We start from the raw sequence: 25,262 nt of genomic DNA, 5'->3' as shown, positions 1-25,262 counted from the left end.
AGGTGATCCGCCCGGCCGCCCCGGCCGGACGCACTCGGACTAGGATCCGGGCCGTGGACGTGGAAACGGCCGCCGGTGACCTCCTGGCGTCTCTCGCGGCGAAAGCCGACGCGGATTTCGCGCTCGGTGTGCAGCGGTATTTTCCGCAGGAGATCCGCGCGCTCGGTGTGCGCAACGCCTCCGTCGTACAGCTCGCGAACGACTGGTTCCGCGAGAGACCGGACGTTCCCGCGGTCACGCGCATGGCTCTGGCGGAGGAGGTGCTGTCGCGCGCCTCTCACCACGAGGAGGTCCTGCTCGGATTCGCGCTCCTGCACCGGGTCGCGAGGACCGGACTGGGCGGCGAGCTTCTCCAGCGCTCCGAGTACTGGCTCGAAACATATGTGTCGAACTGGGCCCAGTGCGACGATCTGTGCCTGAAGCTGCTGTATCCCTTCTTCCTGGGACACCTCGACCGGATCCCGCAGACCCGGCGCTGGGTCGCGTCCCCGTCCCCATGGGCGAGGCGTGCCGCGAATGTCGCCGTCGTGAAGTTCGTCCGGCGCAAGGTGGGGCGGTCGACGTTCGAACTGCCGCTGTCCCATGTCTTCGACAACTGCACCCGGCTGATGCGCGACGACGATGTGTACGTGCAGAAGGGCTGCGGGTGGCTGCTCAAGGTCACCGGTGGGGTTCATCCGGACGAGGTGGCCGCGTTCCTGCACACATGGCACACGGACATGAACCGCGAAACCTTCCGGTACGCGCTCGAAAAGATGGACGAGGAGACCCGGGCCTCCCTGATGGCGCCGAGGTCCTCGCAACGGTGATCGCGTCCGGAGCCCGCTGAGGACGCCTGCTGACCGGGGGCAGCCGGCCTCGCCGGTCCGTACGAGACGTGCGGCGGAGCGCGCCGGAGCCGGGGGACGCGGTGCGTGAGCCGAGGAGAACACGTCAGGGACGGTGGGCGCGCCGCTTCGCTCGCCCCATGAGATGTTGGTGGTACGGGTGCCGCCGCCCCTGCGGACCGCCGGGGCCCCGGCCATCGCCGACGGAGCCGCCGACCGGCCCGCCACCGGTCCCGGACGGCGTCCCCTCCCTGCGGGACACCGCGACAGCGGGACGGCCGGGCAGCCCCGACGCCGGAAGACGGGCAGCCCCGACGCCGGAAAAGCCGGAAGAACGGGAGACCCATGACCCCCGCACCCCGGCCCCGGCGCGGACCCCGGGCCGATACGCCGGACGGCGGACCCCGAGCCGCCGCCCGTGGGCGGCGTGCTGTGGAGCATCGCCGGGGACATCCGGGGGCTGATGTCCCTGCCCTCGGCCCTGGTCCTGCAAGTCGCGCACCCCGCCGTCGGCGCGGGCGTCGACGACCACTCCGTCTTCCGCACCGACCCCTGGGGCCGCGGCGAGCGCTCGCTGCGCTCGGTGATGCTCTGGGTGTACGGCGGCGAGCAGGCCGCCGAGGAGGGCCGCAGACTGCGGAGGCTCCACCGCACCGTCCGGGGCACCGACGTCCGCGGTCGCCGCTACCACGCCCTGACCCCCGCCCACTACGCCTGGGTCCACGCCACCGGCTTCCCCGTCCAGCGGCACGCGCAGCGCTACCTCGGCCGTCCCTTCACCGAGGCCCAGGAGCGGCAGCTCTACGCGGAGTGGCTCCAGGTCGGCCGCATCCTCGGCATCCACGACCGGGACATGCCGCAGACCATCGAGGAGTTCTGGCCGTACTACCGCAGGATGCTCGACGAGGAGCTGGAACGGACCGTCGTGGTGGAGGAGTTGGTGGCCACGGACCGCCCCGTGCCACCGCCCGGGGGCGGTCCCCTGCCGCTGCGGCTGCTGCTGCGCGCCCTCTGGCCCGTCCTGCTGCCGCCGCTGGCCCGCGTCCGCCGCTTCCTCACCGTCGGGCTGATCCCGCCGGACGCGCGGCAGGCCCTCGGCCTGGAGTGGACGGACCGGCAGGAGCGGGCGCTGCGCCGGTTCGGCCTCGCCGTCCGGACGCTGGTACCGCTGCTCCCCGAGCGGCTGCGCTATCTCCCCCTGGCGCGGGAGGCGCGCCGCGAGGCCCGGCGCGGCGCCCCGGGCCGTGCCGGGCGGAGGGCCCCGGGCGGGGCGCGGCGCGCTCCCTGACCGGCCGGTTCGCCGGTATCCCTCCGGGCCCCGGGTCGGTCCCGGGCCGGCCCCGGAGCGGAGGTCCGGCGTTCCACCGTTCCGTACAGGAGCGGCGACGGGGAGTCATGTTGCCACCGGGACGACTGCGACGCCTGATGAGCGGGTATCGGACACCCGCGTTCGCATGGCCGGATCGTCGAGGAAAGGTGCAGAGGTGTCGGAGAACGAGCAGCGGACGGAGGGAAGCGGCGGCGCCCACACCGCACCCGTCCACGAAGTGGTGGCCCTGCTGCCGGGCAGCCCTCACCTCAGCCGCCCCCCGCGGACCGACCGCGTCGTCTTCGGCGTCAGCGCCGTACTGGCGCTCGCGTTCGTCCTCTGGGGCTCACTGGCGACCGAGACCCTGAAGAGGCTCTCCGGCTCGATGCTCGAAGGGCTGATGCACAACGCGGGCTGGGCGTTCGTCCTGGCGGCCTCCGGCTTCGTGGTCTTCGCCCTCTGGCTGGCCGTCAGCCGCTACGGCCGGATCCCCCTGGGCGCCGAGGACGAGAAGCCCGAGTTCCGCACCGTCTCCTGGGTCGCGATGATGTTCAGCGCGGGCATGGGCATCGGCCTGATGTTCTACGGCGTGAACGAGCCCCTGGCGCACTTCACCGACCCCCCGCCGGGCACCGACCCCGCCGACGCGGCCGCCGCGATGCGGACCGCGATGTCCACCACCCTCTTCCACTGGACGCTCCACCCCTGGGCGATCTACGCCGTCGTCGGCCTGGCCATCGCCTACAGCACCTTCCGGCGCGGCCGCCGGCAGCTGATCAGCTCCGTCTTCAAGCCCCTGATCGGCTCCCGGTACGCGAACGGCTGGGGCGGCCGGATCATCGATATTCTCGCCATCTTCGCCACCCTCTTCGGCTCCGCCACCTCCCTGGGCCTCGGCGCCCTGCAGATCGGCAGCGGCTTCACCGAGCTCGGCTGGATGGGGCAGGTGGGCACCGGCCTGCTGGTCGCGATCATCGCCGTGCTGAGCGTGGCCTTCATCGCCTCCGCCGTGTCGGGCGTCGCCAAGGGCATCCAGTGGCTGTCGAACATCAACATGGTGCTGGCCGTGGTGCTCGCCCTCTTCGTGTTCGTCGGCGGTCCGACCGTCCTGATCCTCGACCTGCTGCCGACCTCCCTCGGCGGCTACCTCCGCGACCTGCCGCAGCTCGCCGGCCGGACGGAGGCCGCCAGCGGTGAGGACGTCGCCGGCTGGCTGTCCTCCTGGACCGTCTTCTACTGGGCCTGGTGGATCTCCTGGACGCCGTTCGTGGGCATGTTCATCGCGCGCATCAGCCGCGGCCGCACCATCCGCCAGTTCATCGGCGGGGTGATCCTGGTCCCCAGCACCGTCAGCCTGGTCTGGTTCGCGGTCTTCGGCGGCACGGCCATGAGGTTCCAGGAACTCGGGCGGCTCGGGGACGAGAAGACCCCCGAGGGCCAGCTCTTCGGCGTGCTGCGGGAGTTCCCCCTCGCCACCGCGGCCGCCGTGCTCGTCATGGTGCTCGTCGGCATCTTCTTCGTCTCCGGCGCGGACGCCGCCTCCGTCGTGATGGGCACCCTCTCCCAGAGCGGCTCCATCGAGCCCCACCGGATGGTCGTCATCTTCTGGGGCGTGGTCACCGGGGCGGTCGCGGCCGTCATGCTGCTCGTGGGCGGCGGGGGAGGCGACGCGCTCTCCGGCCTCCAGCAGATCACCATCCTCGCCGCCGCGCCCTTCACCCTCGTCATGATCGGCCTGTGCGCGGCCCTCCTGCGCGATCTGCGCCGGGACCCGCTGATCGTGCGCGGCGAACGGGCCGAGGCGGCCATCGAGACGGCCGTGATCGCCGGCCACGAGCAGTACGCCGGCGACTTCGCCCTCCACATCGGACCGGGCAACGACGAGGACGGTGAAGACGGCGAGGACGGCACCGACCGCGGGAGCGGCGGGGGCCGGCACGGCGGGCGGCGGGACCCCGGGCCCGGCGGCTCCTCCACGCCGGACACCGCCCGCACCGACCCGGCGGCCCTCCGGAGAAGCCCGCGGACGGAACCTGAGCCGACCCCGGCCCCGCGGGCGCCCGGTCGGGGGCGCCCGCGGGAGCACCGGGGGCGTCCCGGCGGCCGGGGCGGCCGGGGACCGGGCTCCGGCAGGGCCGAGGGCGCCGGACGGGGACGGAAGGTCCGGCCGGCGCCGTACCGGCCCCTAGAATCGGCACCCTCATGAACGCCACCCTCGTCGCCAAGAACCTCACCGCCGGCCACGGCGAACGCTCCCTCTTCTCCGGGCTCGACCTGGTCGTCGCCCCCGGTGACGTCATCGGCCTCGTCGGCGTCAACGGCGCGGGCAAGTCCACCCTGCTCCGGCTGCTCGCCGGGCTCGACACCGCCGAGGACGGGCAGGTGCGGCTCAGCCCGCCCACCGCCACCGTCGGCCACCTCCCGCAGGAGCCCGAGCGCCGGCCCGGCGAGTCGGTACGGGACTTCCTCGCCCGCCGGACCGGGGTGAGCGCCGCCCAGGCCGCGCTGGACGCCGCCACCGAGGCCCTCGTCGAGGAGCGGCCGGGCGCCGACGACGCCTACGCGGCCGCCTTCGACCGCTGGCTCTCCCTCGGCGCGGCCGACCTGGACGAACGCGCCGAGGAGGTCACCGCCTCCCTCGGTCTCGACACCGGCCTCGACCGGCCCATGACCACCCTCTCCGGCGGCCAGGCCGCCCGCGCCGGCCTCGCCTCCCTGCTGCTCAGCCGGTACGACGTCTTCCTCCTCGACGAACCCACCAACGATCTCGACCTGGACGGGCTGCAGCGCCTGGAGACCTTCGTCCGCGGGCTCCGCGCCGGCACCGTCCTCGTCAGCCACGACCGCGAGTTCCTCACCCGCACGGTCACCAAGGTCCTCGAACTCGACCTGGCGCAGCAGCAGGTGAACCTCTTCGGCGGCGGCTACACCGCCTACCTGGAGGAACGCGAGACCGCCCGCCGCCGGGCGCGCGAGGCGTACGAGGAGTACGCCGGCACCCGCGCCGGCCTGGAGGCCCGGGCCCGCACCCAGCGCGCCTGGATGGAGAAGGGCGTCAAGAACGCGCGGCGCAGGATGAGCGACAACGACAAGGTCGGCCGCAACGCCCGCACCGAGACCACCGAGAAACAGGCCGCGAAGGCCCGGCAGACCGAGCGGCTCATCGAGCGTCTGGAGACGGTGGAGGAGCCGCGCAAGGAGTGGGAACTGCGGATGGAGATCGCCGCCGCGCCCCGCTCCGGCGCCGTCGTGGCGACCCTGCGCGCCGCCGAGGTGCGGCGCGGCGACTTCCGCTTCGGCCCGGTCGACCTGCAGATCGACTGGGCGGACCGGGTGGCCGTCACCGGCGCCAACGGCTCCGGCAAGACCACACTGCTCGCCGCCCTCCTCGGCCGCCTCCCGCTCGACGCCGGGCAGGCCGCGCTCGGGCCGGGCGTGGTCGTCGGCGAGGTGGACCAGGCACGCGGACGGCTCTTCGGCACGGACGGTGCGAGCGGTGTGGGCGGTGCGGGCGCGGACGGTACCCCGCTGCTGGAAGCCTTCCGGGCGGCCACCCCCGAACTGGACCCGGCCGAGGCCCGGACGCTGCTCGCCAAGTTCGGACTCGCCGCCGCCCACGTCCTGCGTCCCGCCGCGACCCTCTCGCCGGGGGAGCGCACCCGCGCGGCTCTCGCCCTCCTCCAGGGCAAGGGCGTCAACCTGCTCGTCCTGGACGAGCCGACGAACCACCTCGACCTGCCCGCCATCGAGCAGCTCGAAGCGGCCCTCGCCTCGTACAACGGCACGCTGCTGCTCGTCACCCACGACCGCCGGATGCTCGACGCGGTCCACGTCACCCGGCGGATCGAGGTCGCCGGGGGACGGATCACGGAGCGCTGACGGGCGGGGTGCGCGGCGCCGGGGGAGTGAGCACGGCGCCGATGCTCGCGGCCACCACCAGACCGATGGCCAGGCCGGTGACCAGCGAGAGGGCTTGGTCGAGGACGAGGAAGCCGGCCGCGGCCGCCACCGCCGGCTCCACGCTCATCAGCACGGCGAACGTCGCGGCGGGCAGCCTGCGCAGGGACGCCAGCTCCAGGCTGTACGGCAGCACCGAGGACAGCAGGGCCACCGCCGCGCCCAGCCCCAGCGTCACCGGGTCCAGCAGCGTCCGTCCGGCGCTCGCCACACCCAGCGGCAGGCTCAGCGCGGCGGCCACCACCAGGGCCAGCGCCAGGCCGTCGCTGCCGGCGAAGCGGCGGCCGGTGCGGGCGGACAGCAGGATGTAGAGGACCCACATCGCGCCCGCGCCCAGGGCGTACGCGACCCCGGCGGCGTTCAGCTCGTCGAAGCCCCCGCGCCCCAGCAGCAGGACGCCGCCGAGCGCCAGGACCGCCCAGAGCCAGCTCACCGGGCGCCGGGACGCCACCACGGACAGCACCAGCGGGCCGAGCACCTCCAGGGTCACGGCCGCGCCCAGCGGAATCCGCTCGATCGCCTGGTAGAACAGCGTGTTCATCCCGCCGAGCGCCAGCCCGAACGCGGCCACCAGGCCCCAGTCGGCCCGGCTGTGACCGCGCAGCCGCGGCCGGCAGAGCACCATCAGCACCACGGCCCCGAACAGCAGCCGCAGCGTCACCACCCCCAGCGCTCCCGCCCGCGGGAACAGCAGGGCCGCCACCGCCGCGCCGAACTGCAGCGACAGGGCACTGCCCAGGACGAGCCCCGAGGCCCGCACTCTCCCGCCGGGCCGCCGCCCGGACGGGGCACGGCCGGTGCCGGTGGCCGCGGCGGGAGACGGGGAACCGTCGTGAACTGCGAGATCGTCGGGCATGAGCCCACGCTAAACGGCCGCTGCCGTCCACCGGAAACTGGATTCCGGGCCCGCCCACCCGAGGCCGCCGGAACGTCCGCCACGCCCCGTCGCTACGAGCGGCCGCCGTCCTTCGGGTTGAGCAGCCCCGCGCGGCGCAGCGCGTCGGCCATCGCGCCGTTCGCCGGGGCCGCGTCACGGCCGCCGCCGCCCCGGTTACCGCCCGGCCCGCGCCGCCGCCCCGGCCGCCCTGGCCCGGCCGGCCCTGCCGGGGCTGCCGGGGCTGGGGCGCACGGCCCTGACGCCGCTCACCGCCGTTTCCGGCCGGGGCCGCCGCGCCGGGCGCCGGGACCTCGTCCTCCAGCCGCAGCGTCAGCGAGATCCGCTTCCGCGGGATGTCCACGTCCAGCACCTTCACCCGGACGATGTCGCCCGGCTTCACCACGTCCCGCGGGTCCTTGACGAACGTCTTCGACATCGCGGAGACGTGGACCAGGCCGTCCTGGTGCACCCCGATGTCCACGAACGCGCCGAACGCGGCGACGTTGGTGACGACGCCCTCCAGCAGCATTCCCGGCCGCAGGTCGCCGATCTTCTCGACGCCCTCCTTGAACGCGGCGGTGCGGAACGCCGGCCGCGGGTCGCGGCCCGGCTTCTCCAGCTCTCTGAGGATGTCCGTGACGGTCGGCAGCCCGAAGGAGTCGTCGACGAACTCCTCCGGCCGGAGCCTGCGCAGCACGGCCGTGTTGCCGATCAGTCCGCGCACGTCGCTGTCCGCCGACCGCACGATCCGGCGCACCACCGGATACGCCTCCGGGTGCACGCTGGACGCGTCCAGCGGGTCGTCCCCGCCCTGGATCCGCAGGAAGCCCGCGCACTGCTCGTACGCCTTCGGCCCCAGCCGGGCCACGTCCTTGAGCTCCTTGCGGGTCTTGAACGGGCCGTGGGTGTCGCGGTGGGCGACGATGTTCTCGGCGAGCCCGGCGCCGATGCCGGAGACCCGGCCGAGCAGCGGCGCGGAGGCGGTGTTGACGTCCACCCCGACGCCGTTGACGCAGTCCTCCACGACCGCGTCCAGCGAGCGGGAGAGCTTCACCTCGGAGAGGTCGTGCTGGTACTGGCCGACGCCGATCGACTTGGGGTCGATCTTCACCAGCTCCGCCAGCGGGTCCTGCAGCCGGCGGGCGATGGACACCGCGCCGCGCAGCGAGACGTCCAGCTCGGGCAGTTCCTGCGAGGCGAAGGCGGAGGCCGAGTACACGGATGCGCCGGCCTCGGAGACCATGACCTTGGTGAGCTTCAGCTCCGGCTCGCGCGCGATGAGATCGGCCGCCAGCCTGTCCGTCTCCCGGGAGGCGGTGCCGTTGCCGATCGCGATCAGCTCGACGCGGTGCTCGCGGGCCAGCCGGGCCAGGGTGGCGAGGGAGGCGTCCCACTTCTGCTGCGGGACGTGCGGGTGGATCGTCTCCGTGGCGGCGACCTTGCCGGTCGCGTCCACCACGGCCACCTTCACACCGGTACGGAAGCCGGGGTCGAGCCCCATGGTGGCGCGGGAGCCGGCCGGGGCGGCCAGCAGCAGATCGCGCAGATTCGCCGCGAAGACCCGCACGGCCTCGTCCTCCGCCGCCTGCCGCAGCCGCAGCCGCAGATCGATGCCGAGGTGGACGAGGACGCGGGTGCGCCAGGCCCAGCGCACCGTGTCGGCCAGCCAGCGGTCCGCCGGGCGGCCCCGGTCGGCGATCCCGAACCGCCGCGCGATGGCCGCCTCGTAGGCCGTCGGCGCCCCGGCCGTCTCCGGCTCCTCCGGTTCCAGCGCGAGGTCGAGGACGTTCTCCTTCTCGCCCCGGAACATGGCGAGGACCCGGTGCGAGGGAAGCTCGGTGAATCCCTGGGAGAAGCCGAAGTAGTCGGCGAACTTGGCGCCCGCCTCCTCCTGGCCCTCCCGGACCTTCGCGGTCAGCCGACCCCGGGTCCACATCCGCTCGCGCAGCTCGCCGATGAGGTCGGCGTCCTCGCTGAAGCGCTCGGTGAGGATCGACCGGGCGCCGTCCAGCGCCGCGGCGGCGTCCGCGACGCCCTTCTCCGGATCCACGAAAGCCGCCGCCGCGGCCTTCGGCTCGACCGAGGGGTCGGCCAGCAGGCCGTCGGCCAGCGGCTCCAGCCCGGCCTCCCGGGCGATCTGCGCCTTGGTGCGCCGCTTGGGCTTGAAGGGGAGGTAGATGTCCTCCAGCCGCGCCTTGGACTCCGCGGCGAGAATGCTCGCCTCCAGGGCGGCGTCGAGCTTGCCCTGGCTCCGCACCGATTCCAGAACGGCGGTGCGCCGCTCCTCCAGCTCGCGCAGATAGCGCAGCCGCTCCTCGAGGGCGCGCAGCTGCGCGTCGTCGAGCATCTCGGTCGCTTCCTTGCGGTAGCGCGCGATGAACGGCACGGTCGAGCCGCCGTCGAGCAACTCGACGGCGGCCCTGACCTGCTGTTCCCGTACGCCGAGCTCCTCGGCGATCCTGCCCTCAATCGACGTCGTCACGATCCCGTTCCGCCTTGTCGTCGTGCTGGAGACTGCATTGTGGCAGGCGGCACGGACAGCCGGGCCGGGGACTCGTCGGCCGGGCGCGGCCGACAGGAGCGGCGGTCGCGGTCAGACCCGGCGGGTGCTGCGGGAGGCACCGCCGAACAGCTTGCTCAGGACACGGAAGGGCAGGGTGACGACGGTGGCCAGGGCGCCGCCGACGGCCCGGAGTGCGTCTGCGATGGCACGGAACACGTGATCCTCCTGTGGTCGGGCGTGCTCTGACGGCTACGTCCGCTTCGCGGCCGTGTGCACGGATCCTTCTGATCCGTGCGGCCGTACACCGCGTCTGACCGGATGCGGCCGGTCCAAACAAACGCGCCCGCGCCCCGCCGGGCCCGCCAGTCCGCCGGTCCCGCCGGGCACGCCGGGCCCGCGGCCGCTCAGCCCTTGCCGAAGAGGTCGGGCGGGAAGGCGCCGGCCATCACCGCCGTGTTCCGCCACTCGACCGCCAGAGCGGTCAGCCGTTCGACACCGGCCGCGCCCAGGTGCTCGTACGGGGCCCGGTCCAGCCGGTCCGTCTCCTCCTCCAGGGACTTGCGCAGCTCGGTGCCGGTGTCGGTCAGCTCCCCGGCGGTGTCGAGCAGTTTGCGGTCCCGCAGCCGGTCCTGTGCCGCCGACCAGTCCGCCTCCGTCCAGCCGCGGGTCCGCAGGGCCCAGGCCGGCGCCATGCCCCGCCCGCTGGCCGTGTGGCTGACCAGGGCCTCCAGCGGGTCCAGTTCGGCGCCGACGAGCAGCGCCACGTGGCCGTCACCCCGGTGCTCGCGCAGCAGCGTGGCCGCGTGCCAGAAGGCGAGGTGCGGTTCCTCCGGTACGGGCAGGTCGGCGTGGGCCGCGTACAGGGGCCGCCCGGACCGCCCGCAGGCCTCGGTGGCGCGCAGCGCGAGCTCCGCGGCCTCGGCCATCCCGGGCGAGGCGATGACGTCCTCGCCGAGCAGCCGGCGCAGGGTCGCGTCGGCGGCGCGCAGCCGGGCGGCGAGCACCGCCTCGGGGGACGCGGTCTCCCAGATCGCGGGGACGTGCCGGGCGACCAGGTCATGGCTGAAGTTGTAGAAGGTGGCGGTGACGGTGCCCGCGCCGACGGCGCCCATCGGGGCGGAGCGGGCCGCGAAGTAGGCCGCGCGGGAGCTGCCGAGGCCGAGGGCCGCCAACTCCCGGCCGAGGTCCGGGGAGAAGTAGAGCGCCGAGTGCAGCGGGTTGACAGCGTTGTGGCAGTGCCGTCCGGCACGCGGGGGCAGGGAGGTCGTCGTCATGCCCGGCAGGTTACGCGCCGGTAATGAGGCCGGGGAAGGGTGGCTGCCGGCGCTGCCCGCGGGGCCCGGGGCGCCTGCCCCGACTGCCCCGCCTGCCGTGCGGGGCCCCGGCTGCTCGGCGCGCACGGGTGCCCGGCGGCCGCCGGTGCTCAGCCCGCCCAGGTGAAGCGCGGCGGGCGGCGCTCCAGGAAGGCGCTGACGCCCTCGGCGGTGTCGCCGCTCCCGCGTGCCTGCTCCGCCCAGTGGGCCACCCGCTCCGGCCCGGCGCCGCCGTTGGCGAACTCCTTGGCGGCGGCCTGGGTCAGCAGCGACCGGGAGGCGAGGGTCCGGGCGAACTCCGCGACCCGCCCGTCCAGTTCCTCCGGCGGCAGGAGTTCGTCCACCAGGCCCGTGCGCAGGGCGCGGTCGGCGTCGATCAGCTCGGCGGAGAACAGCAGGAACTTTGCGGTGGCCGGGCCGACCAGTCCGGCGAGGCGGCGGGTGGCCGTCGCCGGGTAGACGATGCCGAGCCTGGCGGGGGTGACGCCGAAGGAGGACCCCTCGGCGGCGAAGCGCAGGTCACAGGCCGCGGCGAGCTGGCAGCCGCCGCCCACGCAGTAGCCGCGGACGGCGGCGAGCGCCGGCTTGGGGAAGGCGGCCAGCGCCTCCTCGGCGGCCACGGCCAGGCTCTGCGGCCCGCCGCCGGGCTCCCCGTCCCCGTCCTCGTCCCGGGCGCCGCTCAACTCGGCGATGTCGGCGCCCGCGCAGAAGGTGCCGCCGGAGCCGGTGAGCACCAGGACCCGTACGGAGGCGTCGGCCGCGAGCCGTTCCAGCAGCACGGGCAGCTCGCGCCACATGGCGGCGGTCATCGCGTTGCGCTTCGCCGGGTGGTGGATGGTGACGGTCGCGACGCCGTCGCGGACATCGCACAGCAGGGTGCCGGCGGGGACCGCGGGGCCGGTGCCCGCGGCGGAACCGGCGGAGGGGGAGAGCGCCATGCGCCGGATGCTATCCGGGCCCTCGGACCGGGGACGGGGAGGTGGGCGAGCCGGACGGCGTCGGGCGGCAGGGGCCGCCGGCCGTGGCGCTCATCTCCCGCCTCGCCGGTATCAGGAACCTCGTCAACCCCACCGACAACGGCATGAACGCTCTGCTGTGCCCCGGAGGCCCGGATGGCGGGGGCACCGGGGTGGTCGCCGGGAACGGCGACGGCGGACGGGAACGCTCAGAACTTGTCGATCGGCGCACACTTCCGGGCAGCAGACCGGATTCGACCGTTCCGTTGCCAGCATCGGTCCGGGAGCGAAGCAGCCGCGACGCGGATGTGCCCGGCTGCCCCGGCACGACCGCGGGGCGGGAGGAGCTCTCCGAACCGGAGGGGCGGGCAGATGGAGAGCTGGGGGACGGACCACCGGACCGGGCCCGGACCGCCGACGGGCGACCGGTGGCGGACGGCCCGTCCCCGCGCCACCGCGGCCGGAACCGGGACGGGAGCCACCGGCCGGACAGGACCGCCCGCAGCGCCCGCCCGGCCCGGCCCTGCCGCCGGAACCGGCCGGGCCGCCCCGGCCGGTGGTACCGCCCGGACCGCCTGCGCCGCCCGGGCCGACGGACCCCGTCCCGGTGGCACCGCCCGCGCCGGCCGTACCGCCGGAGCCGCCCGGGCCCCGTGGACGGGAGAGCCGCCGAAGCCGCCGGAGCCGCTCGGTCCGCGGACTCCCGGCCCCCACCCGCATCCCGGTGCGCGCCCCCGTTCCCGGCCCACGGCCGCGGAGGCGGTCTCCGGCGGGCGCCGGCGGCGGCCACCGGGGAGCACCCGGGGCACCCGAGGGCCCGGGGCACCCCGAGGGCCCGGGGCACCCCGAGGGCCCGGGCTACCAAGTCCCCTTGGCGCCAGGGCAGTTCTCCGCGCGGCAGCACGGGCGGCCCCCGGAGACGACTCCCGGTCCGGGTGGCTTCGAGGCACCGTACGAGCGCCCCGGCGGACGCGCCGGGCAGCCCGGGCCGCAGCCCGGACAGCCCTTCGGAGGGCCGGAGCACCAGCGGGCCCGGGAGTCGCCCTCCGCCTCGCGGCCCGGCGCAGCCCCCGTCCCCGGGGAACGCCGCCCGGGAGAAAGCGGACCGGGGGAGACGGAAGCGGGACGGGAGCCCCCCGCACCGCGAGAGCCCCCCGCACCGCCCGGGAAGGGGCAGGAGGAGCCCCCGTACGCGGGGGCCTGGCGGTTCACCGCACCGTGCATGGACTCCGCGGCGCCCCGGGCCCGGTCCGCGGTCCGCGATCTGCTGGTGCGCCGCGCGGTGCCCGTACGCGGTGAGCTGATGGACACCGTGCTGCTGGTCGTCACCGAGTTGGTCGCCAACGCCGCGCGGCACGCGGCCCTGCTGACCCCGGAGATCGGGATCGAGGTCTCCGCCGGTGCGGGCTGGATCAGAGTGGCCGTCGAGGACGATCACCCCTACCGGCCGGCGGCCCTGGACCCCGGCCGGCTCGGCACGGGTGGGCGCGGGCTGCTGCTCGTCACGGCGCTCACCCGTGAAGCGGGCGGCGTCTGGGCCGTCGACCGGACCGCGAGCGGCGGCAAGACGGTGTGGGTCAGGCTGCCGCTGAGCGGCGGCCCCGGAGGGAAGGGGTACGGCGCGCCCGGCGGGTGAGCGGCGCCTCCGGCCCGCCCGGGCCCCCGGGAGGCGGTACGGCCCCACGGCCGCCACGGGCCCACACCGGGACGGGCCCGCGAGGAGAGGCGCCCCGGCCGGGCCCGCTCCGTCCGCGGAGCCCGCCGGCCACCGCCCCCGGGCGGCCCCGGGGCGGCGGGAGGATCCTGCCGGCGGTCCTACCAGCCGGCCGACGGCCCGGTCAGCTCGCGGACGGCCGGGCGCACGGTGTCGAGAACGGTCGGAAACCAGGCCGAGAACGTCCGCTCCCGGTGCAGCCGTTCCAGTTCGGCGGCGGTGACGAAAGCCGTCTCGCCGACCTCCTCCGGGTCCGGCCGCAGCTCGTCCTGGACCAGGCCGACGAAGAGATGGTTGAACTCCTGCTCCACCAGGCCCGAGGCGGGATCCGGGTGGTTGTAGCGGACCGTGCCCGCCGCGCACAGCAGCGACGGGGAGACCCCCAGCTCCTCGGCGGTGCGCCGGGCGGCCGCCGCGAAGGGCGCCTCGCCGGGATACGGGTGTCCGCAGCAGGTGTTGGACCACACACCGGGGGAGTGGTACTTGCCCAGCGCCCGCTGCTGGATGAGCAGCCGCCCCGCGGAGTCGAAGAGGAAGACCGAGAAGGCCCGGTGCAGCCGTCCGGGCGGCAGATGCGCGGAGAGCTTCTCCGCGGTGCCGGTGGTCACGCCGCTCTCGTCGACCAGTTCGAGCATGATCGGTTCAGCGGTGCCCCCCGGCACCGGTCCCGCTTCCCCGGCGGGGTGCTGGGAGCGGGTCTCAGCCGTCGTGGCTGGTGTGGTCGGCATGGCCATCCTTCGGTTCGGCTACGACGAACCAGTCTGCCGTACGGACCGGGCGGCCCGCTTCGCCGGGTATCCGGAGGTACACCCGAATGATGCCCAAAAGGGCCACTTGCCACCTCTTGACGGGGTATCCCGGCGTGTGCCGGTCCCGCCCCGGGCGGACGGAACGAGGAGAGGCGGACGCGACGCGGAGAAGACGGGGGGAGCCCGGCGCGGCGGCCTCAGTGGCACAGGCCCGCCTCGTGCTCCGCGTGCCCGCCCGGCTCCAGCTGGAAGGTGCAGTGCTCCACGTCGAAGTGCCGGTCCAGGCAGCCCTGCAGCTCGTGCAGGAGCTTCTCGTAGCCCAGCGCGTCCAGCACCTCCGGGCTGACCACCACGTGCGCCGACAGCACCGGCAGCCCCGAGGTGATCGTCCACACATGCAGGTCGTGCACGTCCTCCACGCCCGGCTGGGCGAGCATGTGCTTCCGCACCGAAGCCATGTCCACATGGCGCGGTGCCGCCTCCAGCAGCACGTCCACCGCCTCACGCAGCAGCTTCCACGCGCGCGGCACCACCATGAGGCCGATCACGAGGGAGGCCACCGCGTCCGCCCGCTGCCACCCCGTGACGGTGATCACCAGGGCCGAGACGATCACGGCGACGGAGCCCAGGGTGTCCGCCAGCACCTCCAGGAAGGCCCCCCGGACGTTGAGGCTCTCGCGCTGCCCGCGCATCAGCACCAGCAGCGAGATGACGTTCGCCACCAGGCCGATCCCGCCGAACACGGCGGCGAGTCCGCCCTCCACCGCGGTGGGCCGGAACAGCCGCTCCACGCCCTCGTACAGCACGAAGCCGCCGACCCCGAACAGCAGCAGGCAGTTGGCGAGCGCGGCGAGGATCTCGGCGCGCGCGTAGCCGAAGGTGCGCTGCTCGCTCGCCGGGCGGTTGGCGAAGCGGATGGCCAGCAGCGCCATGGCGAGCCCGACGACGTCCGTGGCCATGTGCCCGGCGTCCGCCAGCAGGGCGAGGGAGCCGGTGATCAGCCCGCCCGCCAGCTGGGCGAACAACACCGTCAGGGTCAGCCCGAGGGCGATGCGCAGCCGGCCCCGGTGCGCCGCGGCGGCGGTGCCCGTACGGGCCGGCGAGGCACCGCCGACCGGCCCGTGGCCGTGTCCTGCCCCCATCGAACCGCCCTCCGTCCGCGCGCCGGCGGCCGTGCCCGCCGTGCCGCCCGGCCAGTGAACTACGGGCCGGGGGTATCCGCAAACATGGCACCGAACACCGTTGTCATCGTCCCCGGCCTGCGCGTTCGCGCCCGCGGCTCCGGCCGGCGGACGGGATGCCGCGCCCGGTGTCCCCGGCCCGGGAGGAGAGCCGGGGCCGGGCCGGGCCGGAGGCGCCCGCGGCTCCGGCAGCCCGGGAGGCTTCGTATGACCGGGATGGCCGGGATGGCCGGAAGTGCCTGCCCCCGTCCGGCCACGGGTAAACGGCCGATGAACGGCGGCTTCCGCCGATCGGATAGCCTCTGCCGACGTGCCACCCACGGTGAGAAGCCGGGTGGAGCCTGCCCGCGGCCCCCGTGTGCCGCGCCCCGGTCATGCCAGTTGCCAAGGAGTGAGTTCGTCTGTCGACCGCCATCCTCACCGGTCCACCGGTCGCCGGGGAGCAACTGCCGAGTGACCTCCGCGCGCTGGGCTTCACCGTGGTCACGGCGGCGGACGACGGCGACCTGGCCGCCCGGGTCGGCGCCGTCCCCGCCGGGGAGCGCGTGGCCGTGGTGGACACCCGCCTCGTCGCCCACCGGCACGCGCTGCGGCTGGCGCTGACCGACCCCCGCTTCCCGGCCGCCGCGGTCCCCGGCGCCGTCACGGCACAGCCCGCCGCCCGCGCGGCCCTGCTGCGCGCCCTCGCCGCGCCCGCGGCCGGGCCGGCCGCGCCCCCCGCCGGGGAGGGCGCCGTCCCCCGGGCGACGGCCGGTTCCGTCCCCGACGCGGCCGCCGCCGCCCTCGCCGCCGCCGGGGAACAGGTCCACCGGCCCGAACTCGGCGTGCTGACCGCCACCGTGCCCGAAGGCCCCGGGGAACGAGAACAGGCCCTCGCCGCCCTCGCGGAGACCGACGACGAGCAGGTGCGGCTGCGCACCGCCGTGAAGGCCCGCGACGGCTTCTTCACGACCTTCTTCGTCAGCCCCTACTCCCGTTATCTCGCCCGCTGGTGCGCCCGCCGCGGCCTCACGCCGAACCAGGTCACCACCGCCTCGCTGGTCACCGCGCTGATCGCCGCCGGCTGCGCCGCGACGGGCACCCGCCCCGGCTTCGCCGCCGCCGGGCTGCTGCTCCTCTTCTCCTTCGTCCTCGACTGCACCGACGGCCAGCTCGCCCGCTACTCGCTCCAGTACTCCACGCTCGGCGCCTGGCTCGACGCCACCTTCGACCGGGCCAAGGAGTACGCCTTCTACGCGGGCCTGGCGCTCGGCGCGGCCCGGGGCGGTGACGACGTCTGGGCCCTCGCGCTGGCGGCGATGATCCTGCAGACCGTGCGGCACGTCGTCGACTTCGCCTTCAACGAGGCGGACCACGACGCACCCGGCAACGCCAGCCCCGCCGCCGCGCTCTCCGGCAGGCTCGACAGCGTCGGCTGGACCGTCTGGGTCCGCCGCATGATCGTGCTGCCCATCGGGGAGCGCTGGGCGCTGATCGCCGTCCTGACGGCGCTCACCACCCCCCGCACCGTCTTCACCGTCCTGCTCATCGGCTGCGCGCTCGCCGCCTGCTACACCACCGCCGGACGGCTGCTGCGCTCCCTCGCCCGCCGCGGCCCCCGCACCGTCCGCGCCGGGCGGGCCCTGGCCGACCTCGCCGACTCGGGACCGCTCGCCGAGGCCGCCGCCCGCGCCCTGCGGGCCCCGGCCCGCACGCTGCCCGCCCTCCTCGGCGCGCCCGCCGCGGCCCTGCTCGCCACGGCGCTGATCCTGCTCACGGCCTCCCTCACCCCGTCCGGCGGCCCCTGGCCGGCCGTCGCGGCCCTCGGCTACGCGGCCCTGTCCGGCCTCGCCGTCGCCCGTCCGCTCACCGGCCCCCTCGACTGGCTCGTCCCCCCGCTCTTCCGCACGGCCGAGTACGGCACCATCCTGGTGCTGGCGGCCCGCGCGGAGACGGACGGCGCCCTGCCCGCGGCGTTCGGGCTGGTGGCGGCCGCCGCCTATCATCATTACGACACGGTGTACCGCATCCGCGGCGGCACCGGCGCCCCGCCGGCCTGGCTGGTACGGGCGGTCGGGGGACAGGAAGGACGGGTCCTCGCGGTCACGGCCGCCGCCGCCCTCCTCCCCGCCACAGGTTTCACCATCGCGATGACCGCCCTGGCCGCGGTCATCGCGCTCGCGGTGCTCATCGAGAGCATCCGCTTCTGGGTCTCCTCCGGAGCACCCGCCGTACACGACGAAACAGGAGAACCCGCATGATCGGCCTCGTGCTGGCAGCCGGCGCCGGACGGCGTCTGCGCCCCTACACCGACACCCTGCCCAAGGCTCTGGTGCCGGTGGGCCCCGCGGACAACCCCGAGGCGACCACCGTCCTCGACATCGCCCTGGGCAACTTCGCCGAGGTCGGCCTGACCGAGGTCGCCATCGTCGTCGGCTACCGCAAGGAGGCCGTGTACGAGCGCCGGGAGGCCCTGGAGAAGAAGTACGGCCTCAAGATCACCCTGATCGACAACGACAAGGCCGAGGAGTGGAACAACGCCTACTCCCTCTGGTGCGCCCGTGACGTCCTCAGCCAGGGCGTGATCCTTGCCAACGGCGACACCGTGCACCCCGTCTCCGTCGAGAAGACCCTGCTCGCCGCCCGCGGTCAGGGGCAGAAGATCATCCTCGCCCTCGACACGGTGAAGAACCTCGCCGACGAGGAGATGAAGGTCATCACGGACCCCGAGAAGGGCGTCCGGCGCATCACCAAGCTCATGGAGCCCGCCGAGGCCACCGGCGAGTACATCGGCGTCACCCTGATCGAGGCCGAGGCCGCCGCCGAGCTGGCCGACGCGCTGAAGACCACCTTCGAGAAGGACCCCGACCTCTACTACGAGGACGGCTACCAGGAGCTGGTCAACCGCGGCTTCAAGATCGACGTCGCCCCGATCGGCGATGTCCAGTGGGTCGAGATCGACAACCACGACGACCTCGCCCGTGGACGGGAGATCGCGTGCCGGTACTGACCCGTCTCATTCCGTCCCCGGTCGTCGTCGACATCAGCGCCGGCGCACTGGACGACCTGGCGGGGCTCCTCGTCGACCAGCGGATCTCCGCCTCCGGCAAGCTGGCCATCGCGATCAGCGGCGGCTCCGGGGCGGCGCTGCGCGAGCGGTTCGCGCCGGCGCTGCCGGGAGCGGCCTGGTTCGAGGTCGGCGGCGGCACCCTCGACGAGGCGATCAAGCTGGCCGACGCCATGAAGTCCGGCCACTACGACGCGGTCGTCGGCATGGGCGGCGGCAAGATCATCGACTGTGCGAAGTTCGCCGCGGCGCGGATCGGCCTCCCGCTGGTCGCCGTCGCGACGAACCTCTCGCACGACGGTCTCTGCTCGCCGGTCGCCACCCTCGACAACGACGCGGGCCGCGGCTCCTACGGGGTGCCCAACCCCATCGCGATCGTCATCGACCTCGATGTGATCCGCGAGGCCCCGATCCGCTTCGTCCGCTCCGGCGTCGGCGACGTCATCTCCAACATCTCCGCCGTCGCCGACTGGGAGCTGTCCCACCGGGAGACCGGCGAGCAGATCGACGGCCTGGCCGCCGCCATGGCCCGGCAGTCCGGCGAGGCGGTGCTGCGCCACCCCGGCGGCTGCGGGGACGACGACTTCCTCACCGTGCTCGCCGAGGGCCTGGTCATGACCGGCATCTCCATGTCGGTCGCCGGCGACAGCCGGCCCGCCTCCGGCGCCTGCCACGAGATCAACCACGCACTCGACCTGCTCTACCCCAAGCGCGCCGCCGCCCACGGCGAGCAGTGCGGGCTCGGCGCCGCCTTCGCGATGCATCTGCGCGGCGCCCGCGAGCAGTCCGCGCACATGGTCGAGGTGCTGCGGCGGCACGGTCTGCCGGTGCTCCCCGGCGAGATCGGCTTCACCGACGAGGAGTTCGTCAAGGCCGTGGAGTTCGCGCCCAAGACCCGCCCCGGGCGCTACACGATCCTGGAGCACCGGAACCTCTCCACCGACCAGATCAGGGACGCTTACGCCGACTATGCCAAAGCCATCAGTAGCTGAACTCCGCCCGGTCGTTCACCCCCCGGGCGTGAAGGACCGGCGGAGCGGCGAGCACTGGGCCGGCCGGCTCTACATGCGCGAACTCTCGCTGCGTGTGGACCGGCACCTGGTGAACACGCGGGTCACGCCCAACCAGCTGACCTACGTGATGACCGTCTTCGGCGTCCTCGCCGCCCCGGCCCTGCTGGTGCCGGGGATCACCGGTGCCGTGCTCGGCGTGCTGGCGGTCCAGCTCTACCTGCTGCTGGACTGCGTCGACGGCGAGGTGGCCCGCTGGAAGAAGCAGTTCTCCCTCGGCGGGGTCTACCTCGACCGGGTCGGTGCCTATCTGTGCGACGCCGCGGTGCTCGTCGGCTTCGGGATGCGCGCCGCCGACCTGTGGGGCGAGGGGCGCATCGACTGGCTGTGGGCGTTCCTCGGCACCCTGGCCGCCCTCGGCGCCGTCCTGATCAAGGCCGAGACGGACCTCGTCGGCGTCGCCCGCCACCAGGGCGGGCTGCCGCCCGTCAAGGAGGCGGCGTCCGAGCCGCGCTCGTCCGGTGTGGCGATGGCCCGCCGGGCGGCCGCGGCGCTCAAGTTCCACCGGCTCGTGCTCGGCGTCGAGGCATCCCTGCTGATCCTGCTGCTGGCGGTCCTCGACGCGGTCCGGGACGACCTGTTCTTCTCCCGGCTCGGGGTCGCCGTCCTGGCCGGCATCGCGATGCTGCAGACGCTGCTCCACCTCGTGTCCGTCCTGGCCTCCAGCAGGCTGAAGTGAGCGCCCCCGCGATGAGGCTCGGGGCGGTGGTCCTCACCATGGGCAACCGCCCCGAGGAGCTGCGCGCGCTCCTCGACTCGGTCGCCAAGCAGGACGGCGACCCGATCGAGGTCGTGGTCGTGGGCAACGGCTCGCCGCTGCCCGAGCTGATGGTGCCCGATCTGACCGTCAGGACCATCGAGCTGCCCGAGAACGTCGGCATCCCCGCCGGGCGCAATGTCGGCATCGAGGCCTTCGGGCCCGGCGGCCGCGACGTCGACGTCCTGCTCTTCCTCGACGACGACGGCCTGCTGCCGAACACCGACACCGCCGAACTCTGCCGGCAGGCGTTCGCCGCCGACCCGGAGCTGGGCATCGTCAGCTTCCGGATCGCCGACCCCGACACCGGGGTCACCCAGCGCCGCCACGTCCCCCGGCTGCGCGCCTCCGACCCGATGCGCTCCTCCCGGGTGACCACCTTCCTGGGCGGGGCCAACGCGGTCCGCACGGCCGTCTTCCAGCAGGTCGGCGGGCTGCCGGACGACTTCTTCTACGCCCACGAGGAAACCGACCTCGCCTGGCGGGCCCTGGACGCTGGGTGGATGATCGACTACCGGTCCGACCTGGTGCTCTTCCACCCCACCACGGCCCCCAGCCGGCACGCGGTCTATCACCGCATGGTGGCCCGCAACCGGGTCTGGCTGGCCCGCCGCAACCTTCCGCTGCCGCTCGTACCGCTGTACCTGGGGGTGTGGCTGCTGCTCACCCTGGTGCGCCGCCCGTCCGGCCCGGCCCTGCGCGCCTGGTTCGGGGGCTTCGCCGAGGGCTGGCGGTCACCCTGCGGACCGCGCCGTCCCATGAAGTGGCGTACGGTATGGCGCCTGACCCGACTGGGCCGGCCTCCCATCATCTGACAAGCTCTACCCCTGAGAGCATCGGACGTATCCCGGGGACCGGGCCGAGCCGGGGCCGGCCCCACATGGCTGCGTTGTTCCTTCTGGCTGCGTATCTAGAGAGCGAAAGTTTCCACTTGTGAGTGAGACGACATCGCACAAAGGTGCGGTCGCGGTGAGCGCCCCGCCTTCCCCCGACGACGGCCTGTCCCCGGCCGAGCTCGCCGCCAAGTACGGCCTGACGGTGAGCGGGGCCCGGCCCTCCTTGCTGAGTTACGTCCGGCAGCTGTGGGGGCGGCGCCACTTCATCCTCGCCTTCTCGCAGGCCAAGCTGACCGCCCAGTACAGCCAGGCGAAGCTGGGCCAGATCTGGCAGGTGGCGACACCGCTGCTGAACGCGGGCGTGTATTTCCTGATCTTTGGGTTGTTGCTGGGTGCGCGCGGAGGCATGGATCACGATGTCTATGTCCCGTTCCTCGTAACCGGTGTCTTCGTCTTCACCTTCACCCAGAGCTCGGTGATGGCGGGAGTGCGGTCGATCTCCGGGAACCTCGGGCTGGTGCGGGCGCTGCACTTCCCCCGGGCCTCGCTTCCGATCTCCTTCTCGCTCCAGCAGCTCCAGCAGCTGATGTTCTCCATGATCGTCCTGGTCCTCGTGCTGGCTGCCTTCGGGCACTATCCACGGCTGTCGTGGTTCCTGGTGCTGCCGGCCCTCGCTCTGCAGTTCGTCTTCAACTCCGGCCTGGCCATGGCCATGGCCAGGCTGGGCGCCAAGACCCCGGATCTTGCCCAGCTGATGCCCTTCGTCACCCGGACCTGGATGTACGCGTCCGGTGTGATGTTCCCGTTGGACTACATGCTCTCCAAGGCCCACGCCCCCGGCTGGCTGGCCGAGGTTATGCTCGCCAACCCCGCCGCCGTCTACATGGACCTGATGCGGTTCGCGCTGATCGACGGCTATGGCAACGAGTACCTGCCCAACCACGTCTGGGCCCTGGCCCTCGGCTGGGCGCTGTTCGCCGGCATCGGCGGTTTCATCTACTTCTGGAAGGCTGAGGAGCGTTACGGCCGTGGCTGAGCAGCAGAGCGAGACCCACGCCGGCGGCGCCCCCGCACAGCGCGTCCCCACCGTCATCGCCGACGACCTCCACATCGTCTACCGGGTCAACGGCGGCCCGCGCGGCAAGGGCAGCGCCACCGCCGCCCTCAACCGGCTGATCCGCCGCAAGGCCCCGGCCGGGATGCGGGAGGTCCACGCCGTACGGGGCGTCTCCTTCGTCGCCTACCGCGGCGAGGCCATCGGCCTGATCGGCTCCAACGGCTCCGGCAAGTCCACCCTGCTGAAGGCCGTGGCCGGGCTGCTGCCCGCCGAGCGCGGCAAGGTCTACACCGACGGCCAGCCCTCCCTGCTGGGCGTCAACGCGGCCCTCATGAACGACCTCACCGGGGAGCGGAACGTCATCCTCGGCGGCCTGGCGATGGGCATGTCCCGCGAGCAGATCCGCACGCGCTACCAGGACATCGTCGACTTCTCCGGGATCAACGAGAAGGGCGACTTCATCACCCTTCCGATGCGCACGTACTCCTCCGGCATGGCGGCCCGGCTGCGCTTCTCCATCGCCGCGGCCAAGGACCACGATGTCCTGATGATCGACGAGGCGCTGGCCACCGGTGACCGCAAGTTCCAGAAGCGCTCCGAGGCCCGCATCCGCGAGCTGCGCAAGGAGGCCGGCACGGTCTTCCTGGTCAGCCACAACAACAAGTCCATCCGGGACACCTGCGAGCGGGTGCTGTGGCTGGAGCGGGGCGAGCTCGTCATGGACGGGCCGACCGACGAGGTGATCAAGGCGTACGAGAAGGAGTCCGGGAAGTAGCCCGGCACACCGCGCCCGCCCGCGCACCACGGAGCCCCCGCCGGGACGGTGCACCGTCCCGGCGGGGGCTCCGCCGTGTCAGCCCGTCCGCACCCCCGTGAGCGGACGGGACTCCTCGGCGGCCCCGGGCCCGGGCGGCGCCTCCCCCTCCGTCAGCCCGATCCGCCGGTGCAGCCGGCGCAGCGGCGCGGGCGCGTACCAGGCCGACCGGCCCAGCAGCCGCATGGCGGCCGGTACCAGGACGCCCCGTACGGCGATGGCGTCGATGAGGATGGCGAGTCCGGTGCCGAGTCCGAACATCTGGATGAAGCTGACCTCGCCGGTGCCGAAGGCGAAGAAGCTCACCGCCAGCAGGCCGGCGGCCATGGACACGATCCGCCCGGTGCGGGCCAGCCCGCCGGTGACGGCGGCGGCCGGGGCGGCCTCCGGGTCCGCGTCCCGCAGTTCCTTGATGCGGCTGACGAGGAAGACCTCGTAGTCCATGGAGAGGCCGAAGGCGACGCAGAACAGCAGGACGGTCATCGAGGTGTCGGTCGGCTGCGGTGTGAAGCCCAGCAGCCCCGACAGATGCCCTTCCTGGAAGATCCACACCATGGCGCCCAGGGCCGCCCCGAGGCTGAGGGCGTTGAGCAGCAGGGCCCGCAGCGGCTGGACGACGCTGCCGGTGAAGAGGAACAGCAGGACGAAGGTGGTGACGGCGATCAGCCCGGCGGCGGCCGGGAGCCGGGAGCCGATCGCGTGCTTGGCGTCCACGAGCCGGGCGTCCTCGCCGCCGACCAGCGCCTCCGCCCCCGGCGGTGCCTCCACGGCCCGCACGGCCCGGACCAGGTCCTGCGCGTCGTCCGACCGGGGCGCCAGGGCGTGGACGACGGTGAGCTGCTGGACGCCGGGCCGGCCGAGCGCCGGGTTCCCCGGTCCGGCGGCGGCCGCGTCCGCACCGGCGCCGCTCCCGGCGTAGCTGCCGCCGGCGGTGGTGACCCGGGTGACGCCGTCGAGCGCGGCCACCTCCCGTGCGTAGCCGGTGAGCTCCTGCCGCGGTACGGCTCCGTCCAGGACGATCCTCAGCGCCTCCCGGTCACCGGCCGGGAAGTCCCGGTCCAGCGCTGCCGCCACCCGGCGGCTCTGGGCGTCCTCGGGCAGCACCCGCTCGTCGGGGGTGCCGAAGGTGACACCGAGGAGCGGGGCGGCCGAGGCCAGCAGCAGGGCGAGCACCGGCAGCGCGGTGAGCGCGGGGCGGCGCATCACCACGGCCGCGAGCCGGCCCCAGACGGCGGAGTGTGCGCCGCCGCCCCGCGCCCACGGGAAGCGGCTGCGGGCCACCCGGTGGCCCAGCACGGCGAGCAGCGCGGGGACGACGAAGAGCGCCGCGACGGCCGCGATGGCCACCACGCCGATGCCCGCGTAGGCGAAGGAGCGCAGGAAGTACGGCGGAAAGAGCAGCAGGGCGGCGAGCGCGGCGATCACGGTGGCCGCGGAGAAGGCGATGGTGCGGCCCGCGGTCCGCACGGTGCGGTGCAGCGCCTCGGGGATCTCCGCGCCGGCGGCGAGCTGCTCCCGGAACCGGCTGACCAGCAGCAGCGCGTAGTCGATGCCCAGCCCGAGGCCGAGGGCGGTGGTGATGTTCACGGCGAAGACCGAGACCTCGGTGACGCTGCCCAGCACGAAGAGTTCGGCGAAGGTGCCGAAGATCGCGATCACCCCGATGACCAGCGGCAGCAGGGCGGCCACCAGACTGCCGAAGGCGAGGACGAGCAGCACGAGCGTCACGGGCACGGCGACGGCCTCGGCCAGGGCGAGGTCCCGGGACACCTGCCCGGAGATGTCGTGGCCGACGGCCTCCCGCCCGCCGGCCTCCACGGAGACCGGGCCCCGGTCGCCGGTGTAGCGCTCGACGAGTTCCGCGGTGCGCTCGCCGGCCTGGGAGTCGCCCCCCTCGACACGGGCGGCGACCAGCGCCTGGTCGCCGGTGCGGGAAACGAGCGCCGAACCCCCCTCGTCCCAGGCGGACACGACGCCCGAGACCCCCGGTTCCCTCCGCAGCGCGGCGGCGAGGTCCCGGCCCGCGCGCTCGGCGGCGGGTGCGGTGATGCGGCCGCTGTCCGCGCGCACGAGCAGCAGCAGGCCGGGCTCTCCGCCGAACTCCTCGTCGATCAGCACCTGGGCACGGCTCGACGGTGAGGCCGGATCGTCGAAGCCGCCGCTGAGCAGCTTGCCGAAGGCGCCGAAGCCCAGCGCCGCCATCGCGACCACCACCACCGCGGTCACGGTCAGGACGAGCCTGGCCCGGTGCAGGGCCAACTCGGCGATGCGGTCCAACACGGGAATCCCCCTCTGA

Annotated in this window: 19 protein-coding genes and 1 pseudogene; 12 read left to right on the top strand and 8 right to left on the bottom strand. The window is 74.2% G+C overall.

All coding sequences use genetic code 11. From position 1 onward, the window contains the following. Positions 1–53: 53 nt before the first annotated feature. From E4N63_RS05480 to E4N63_RS05465, 4 genes are all read left to right on the top strand, one after another. A complete protein-coding gene (locus E4N63_RS05480) occupies positions 54–809 on the top strand; it encodes a DNA alkylation repair protein (protein ID WP_125626290.1) in 756 nt (251 codons plus the stop codon). A 445-nt stretch (positions 810–1,254) separates the two neighbouring features. Beyond that, a complete protein-coding gene (locus tag E4N63_RS05475) occupies positions 1,255–2,115 on the top strand; it encodes an oxygenase MpaB family protein (RefSeq protein WP_374112689.1) in 861 nt (286 codons plus the stop codon). Positions 2,116–2,311: 196 nt separating this feature from the next. Next, positions 2,312–4,342 carry a BCCT family transporter gene (locus E4N63_RS05470; RefSeq protein WP_374112688.1) on the top strand — a complete coding sequence of 677 codons (2,031 nt, stop codon included), beginning with the start codon at positions 2,312–2,314 and terminating at the stop codon, positions 4,340–4,342. Continuing rightward, a complete protein-coding gene (locus E4N63_RS05465) occupies positions 4,339–6,015 on the top strand; it encodes an ABC-F family ATP-binding cassette domain-containing protein (protein WP_230240088.1) in 1,677 nt (558 codons plus the stop codon). The genes E4N63_RS05470 and E4N63_RS05465 overlap by 4 nt, the downstream gene beginning before the upstream one ends. Here E4N63_RS05465 and E4N63_RS05460 read toward each other — a convergent pair. The 5 genes and pseudogenes from E4N63_RS05460 to E4N63_RS05445 all read right to left on the bottom strand — a co-directional run bounded on the left by E4N63_RS05460 (position 6,002) and on the right by E4N63_RS05445 (position 11,724). After that, positions 6,002–6,949, bottom strand: a complete 948-nt coding sequence (locus E4N63_RS05460) for a DMT family transporter (protein ID WP_230240087.1) — start codon at positions 6,947–6,949, stop codon at positions 6,002–6,004. The two genes, E4N63_RS05465 and E4N63_RS05460, sit on opposite strands and share 14 nt — an antisense overlap. Before the next feature lie 92 nt (positions 6,950–7,041). Next, positions 7,042–9,452: pseudogene (locus tag E4N63_RS05455) on the bottom strand (Tex family protein). A gap of 111 nt (positions 9,453–9,563) precedes the next feature. After that, positions 9,564–9,689 (bottom strand): LPFR motif small protein, encoded by a 126-nt coding sequence (locus E4N63_RS30475; protein WP_019710773.1) that lies wholly within the window; start codon positions 9,687–9,689, stop codon positions 9,564–9,566. A 188-nt stretch (positions 9,690–9,877) separates the two neighbouring features. After that, positions 9,878–10,747: a hypothetical protein gene (locus E4N63_RS05450; protein ID WP_125626869.1), complete on the bottom strand. Its 870-nt coding sequence runs from the start codon at positions 10,745–10,747 to the stop codon at positions 9,878–9,880. A gap of 149 nt (positions 10,748–10,896) precedes the next feature. Then, positions 10,897–11,724: an enoyl-CoA hydratase/isomerase family protein gene (locus E4N63_RS05445; RefSeq protein WP_268270972.1), complete on the bottom strand. Its 828-nt coding sequence runs from the start codon at positions 11,722–11,724 to the stop codon at positions 10,897–10,899. A gap of 1,240 nt (positions 11,725–12,964) precedes the next feature. Here E4N63_RS05445 and E4N63_RS05440 point away from each other — a divergent pair. Further along, a complete protein-coding gene (locus tag E4N63_RS05440) occupies positions 12,965–13,378 on the top strand; it encodes an ATP-binding protein (RefSeq protein ID WP_308188651.1) in 414 nt (137 codons plus the stop codon). A 179-nt stretch (positions 13,379–13,557) separates the two neighbouring features. Here the strand turns inward: E4N63_RS05440 and idi are convergent, their stop codons facing one another. Next, a complete protein-coding gene (gene idi / locus E4N63_RS05435) occupies positions 13,558–14,184 on the bottom strand; it encodes an isopentenyl-diphosphate Delta-isomerase (RefSeq protein WP_125625430.1) in 627 nt (208 codons plus the stop codon). Positions 14,185–14,402: 218 nt separating this feature from the next. Further along, positions 14,403–15,347, bottom strand: a complete 945-nt coding sequence (locus E4N63_RS05430) for a cation diffusion facilitator family transporter (RefSeq protein ID WP_230240086.1) — start codon at positions 15,345–15,347, stop codon at positions 14,403–14,405. Between the two features lie 440 nt (positions 15,348–15,787). Here E4N63_RS05430 and E4N63_RS05425 point away from each other — a divergent pair, with 440 nt between their 5' ends. The 7 genes from E4N63_RS05425 (at position 15,788) to E4N63_RS05395 (ending at position 22,927) form a co-directional block, all read left to right on the top strand. After that, positions 15,788–17,626 (top strand): DUF5941 domain-containing protein, encoded by a 1,839-nt coding sequence (locus E4N63_RS05425; RefSeq protein WP_230242358.1) that lies wholly within the window; start codon positions 15,788–15,790, stop codon positions 17,624–17,626. After that, positions 17,623–18,375 (top strand): sugar phosphate nucleotidyltransferase, encoded by a 753-nt coding sequence (locus tag E4N63_RS05420; protein WP_125625427.1) that lies wholly within the window; start codon positions 17,623–17,625, stop codon positions 18,373–18,375. Before E4N63_RS05425 ends, E4N63_RS05420 begins: the two co-directional genes overlap by 4 nt. Further along, positions 18,363–19,424, top strand: coding sequence for an iron-containing alcohol dehydrogenase family protein (locus E4N63_RS05415; protein ID WP_019710766.1), 1,062 nt, complete (start codon positions 18,363–18,365; stop codon positions 19,422–19,424). Before E4N63_RS05420 ends, E4N63_RS05415 begins: the two co-directional genes overlap by 13 nt. Next, entirely contained in the window at positions 19,402–20,181 is a 780-nt protein-coding gene (locus E4N63_RS05410; protein ID WP_125625426.1) for a CDP-alcohol phosphatidyltransferase family protein, read from the top strand. Before E4N63_RS05415 ends, E4N63_RS05410 begins: the two co-directional genes overlap by 23 nt. A gap of 11 nt (positions 20,182–20,192) precedes the next feature. After that, the gene (locus E4N63_RS05405) at positions 20,193–21,074 is read left to right on the top strand and encodes a glycosyltransferase family 2 protein (RefSeq protein WP_125625434.1); all 882 of its coding nucleotides are present in this window, start codon (positions 20,193–20,195) and stop codon (positions 21,072–21,074) included. A 118-nt stretch (positions 21,075–21,192) separates the two neighbouring features. Further along, positions 21,193–22,131 (top strand): ABC transporter permease, encoded by a 939-nt coding sequence (locus tag E4N63_RS05400; RefSeq protein WP_230240085.1) that lies wholly within the window; start codon positions 21,193–21,195, stop codon positions 22,129–22,131. Continuing rightward, on the top strand, positions 22,124–22,927 hold the full coding sequence (locus E4N63_RS05395; RefSeq protein ID WP_230240084.1) for an ABC transporter ATP-binding protein: 804 nt from the start codon (positions 22,124–22,126) through the stop codon (positions 22,925–22,927). The genes E4N63_RS05400 and E4N63_RS05395 overlap by 8 nt, the downstream gene beginning before the upstream one ends. 78 nt (positions 22,928–23,005) lie before the next feature. On the opposite strand, the gene E4N63_RS05390 is transcribed toward E4N63_RS05395, so the two are convergent. Further along, positions 23,006–25,246, bottom strand: coding sequence for an MMPL family transporter (locus tag E4N63_RS05390; protein WP_230240083.1), 2,241 nt, complete (start codon positions 25,244–25,246; stop codon positions 23,006–23,008). Positions 25,247–25,262 lie beyond the last annotated feature (16 nt).

This window comes from Streptomyces sp. MNU89 (assembly GCF_020982505.1).
GTDB lineage: Bacteria > Actinomycetota > Actinomycetes > Streptomycetales > Streptomycetaceae > Streptomyces > Streptomyces xinghaiensis.
Note: the sequence above shows the minus strand (reverse complement) of the source record. Positions and strands in the feature narration are given on the sequence as shown.

Excerpts from the sequence above, each read along its gene's own strand:
- E4N63_RS05440 (WP_308188651.1), top strand. The coding sequence starts at position 12,965 with ATGGACTCCGCGGCGCCCCGGGCCCGGTCCGCGGTCCGCGATCTGCTG.
- E4N63_RS05420 (WP_125625427.1), top strand. The coding sequence starts at position 17,623 with ATGATCGGCCTCGTGCTGGCAGCCGGCGCCGGACGGCGTCTGCGCCCC.
- E4N63_RS05445 (WP_268270972.1), bottom strand. The coding sequence starts at position 11,724 with ATGGCGCTCTCCCCCTCCGCCGGTTCCGCCGCGGGCACCGGCCCCGCG.
- idi (WP_125625430.1), bottom strand. The coding sequence starts at position 14,184 with ATGCCGACCACACCAGCCACGACGGCTGAGACCCGCTCCCAGCACCCC.
- E4N63_RS05465 (WP_230240088.1), top strand. The coding sequence starts at position 4,339 with ATGAACGCCACCCTCGTCGCCAAGAACCTCACCGCCGGCCACGGCGAA.
- E4N63_RS05405 (WP_125625434.1), top strand. The coding sequence starts at position 20,193 with ATGAGGCTCGGGGCGGTGGTCCTCACCATGGGCAACCGCCCCGAGGAG.
- E4N63_RS05450 (WP_125626869.1), bottom strand. The coding sequence starts at position 10,747 with ATGACGACGACCTCCCTGCCCCCGCGTGCCGGACGGCACTGCCACAAC.
- E4N63_RS05460 (WP_230240087.1), bottom strand. The coding sequence starts at position 6,949 with ATGCCCGACGATCTCGCAGTTCACGACGGTTCCCCGTCTCCCGCCGCG.
- E4N63_RS05410 (WP_125625426.1), top strand. The coding sequence starts at position 19,402 with ATGCCAAAGCCATCAGTAGCTGAACTCCGCCCGGTCGTTCACCCCCCG.
- E4N63_RS05430 (WP_230240086.1), bottom strand. The coding sequence starts at position 15,347 with ATGGGGGCAGGACACGGCCACGGGCCGGTCGGCGGTGCCTCGCCGGCC.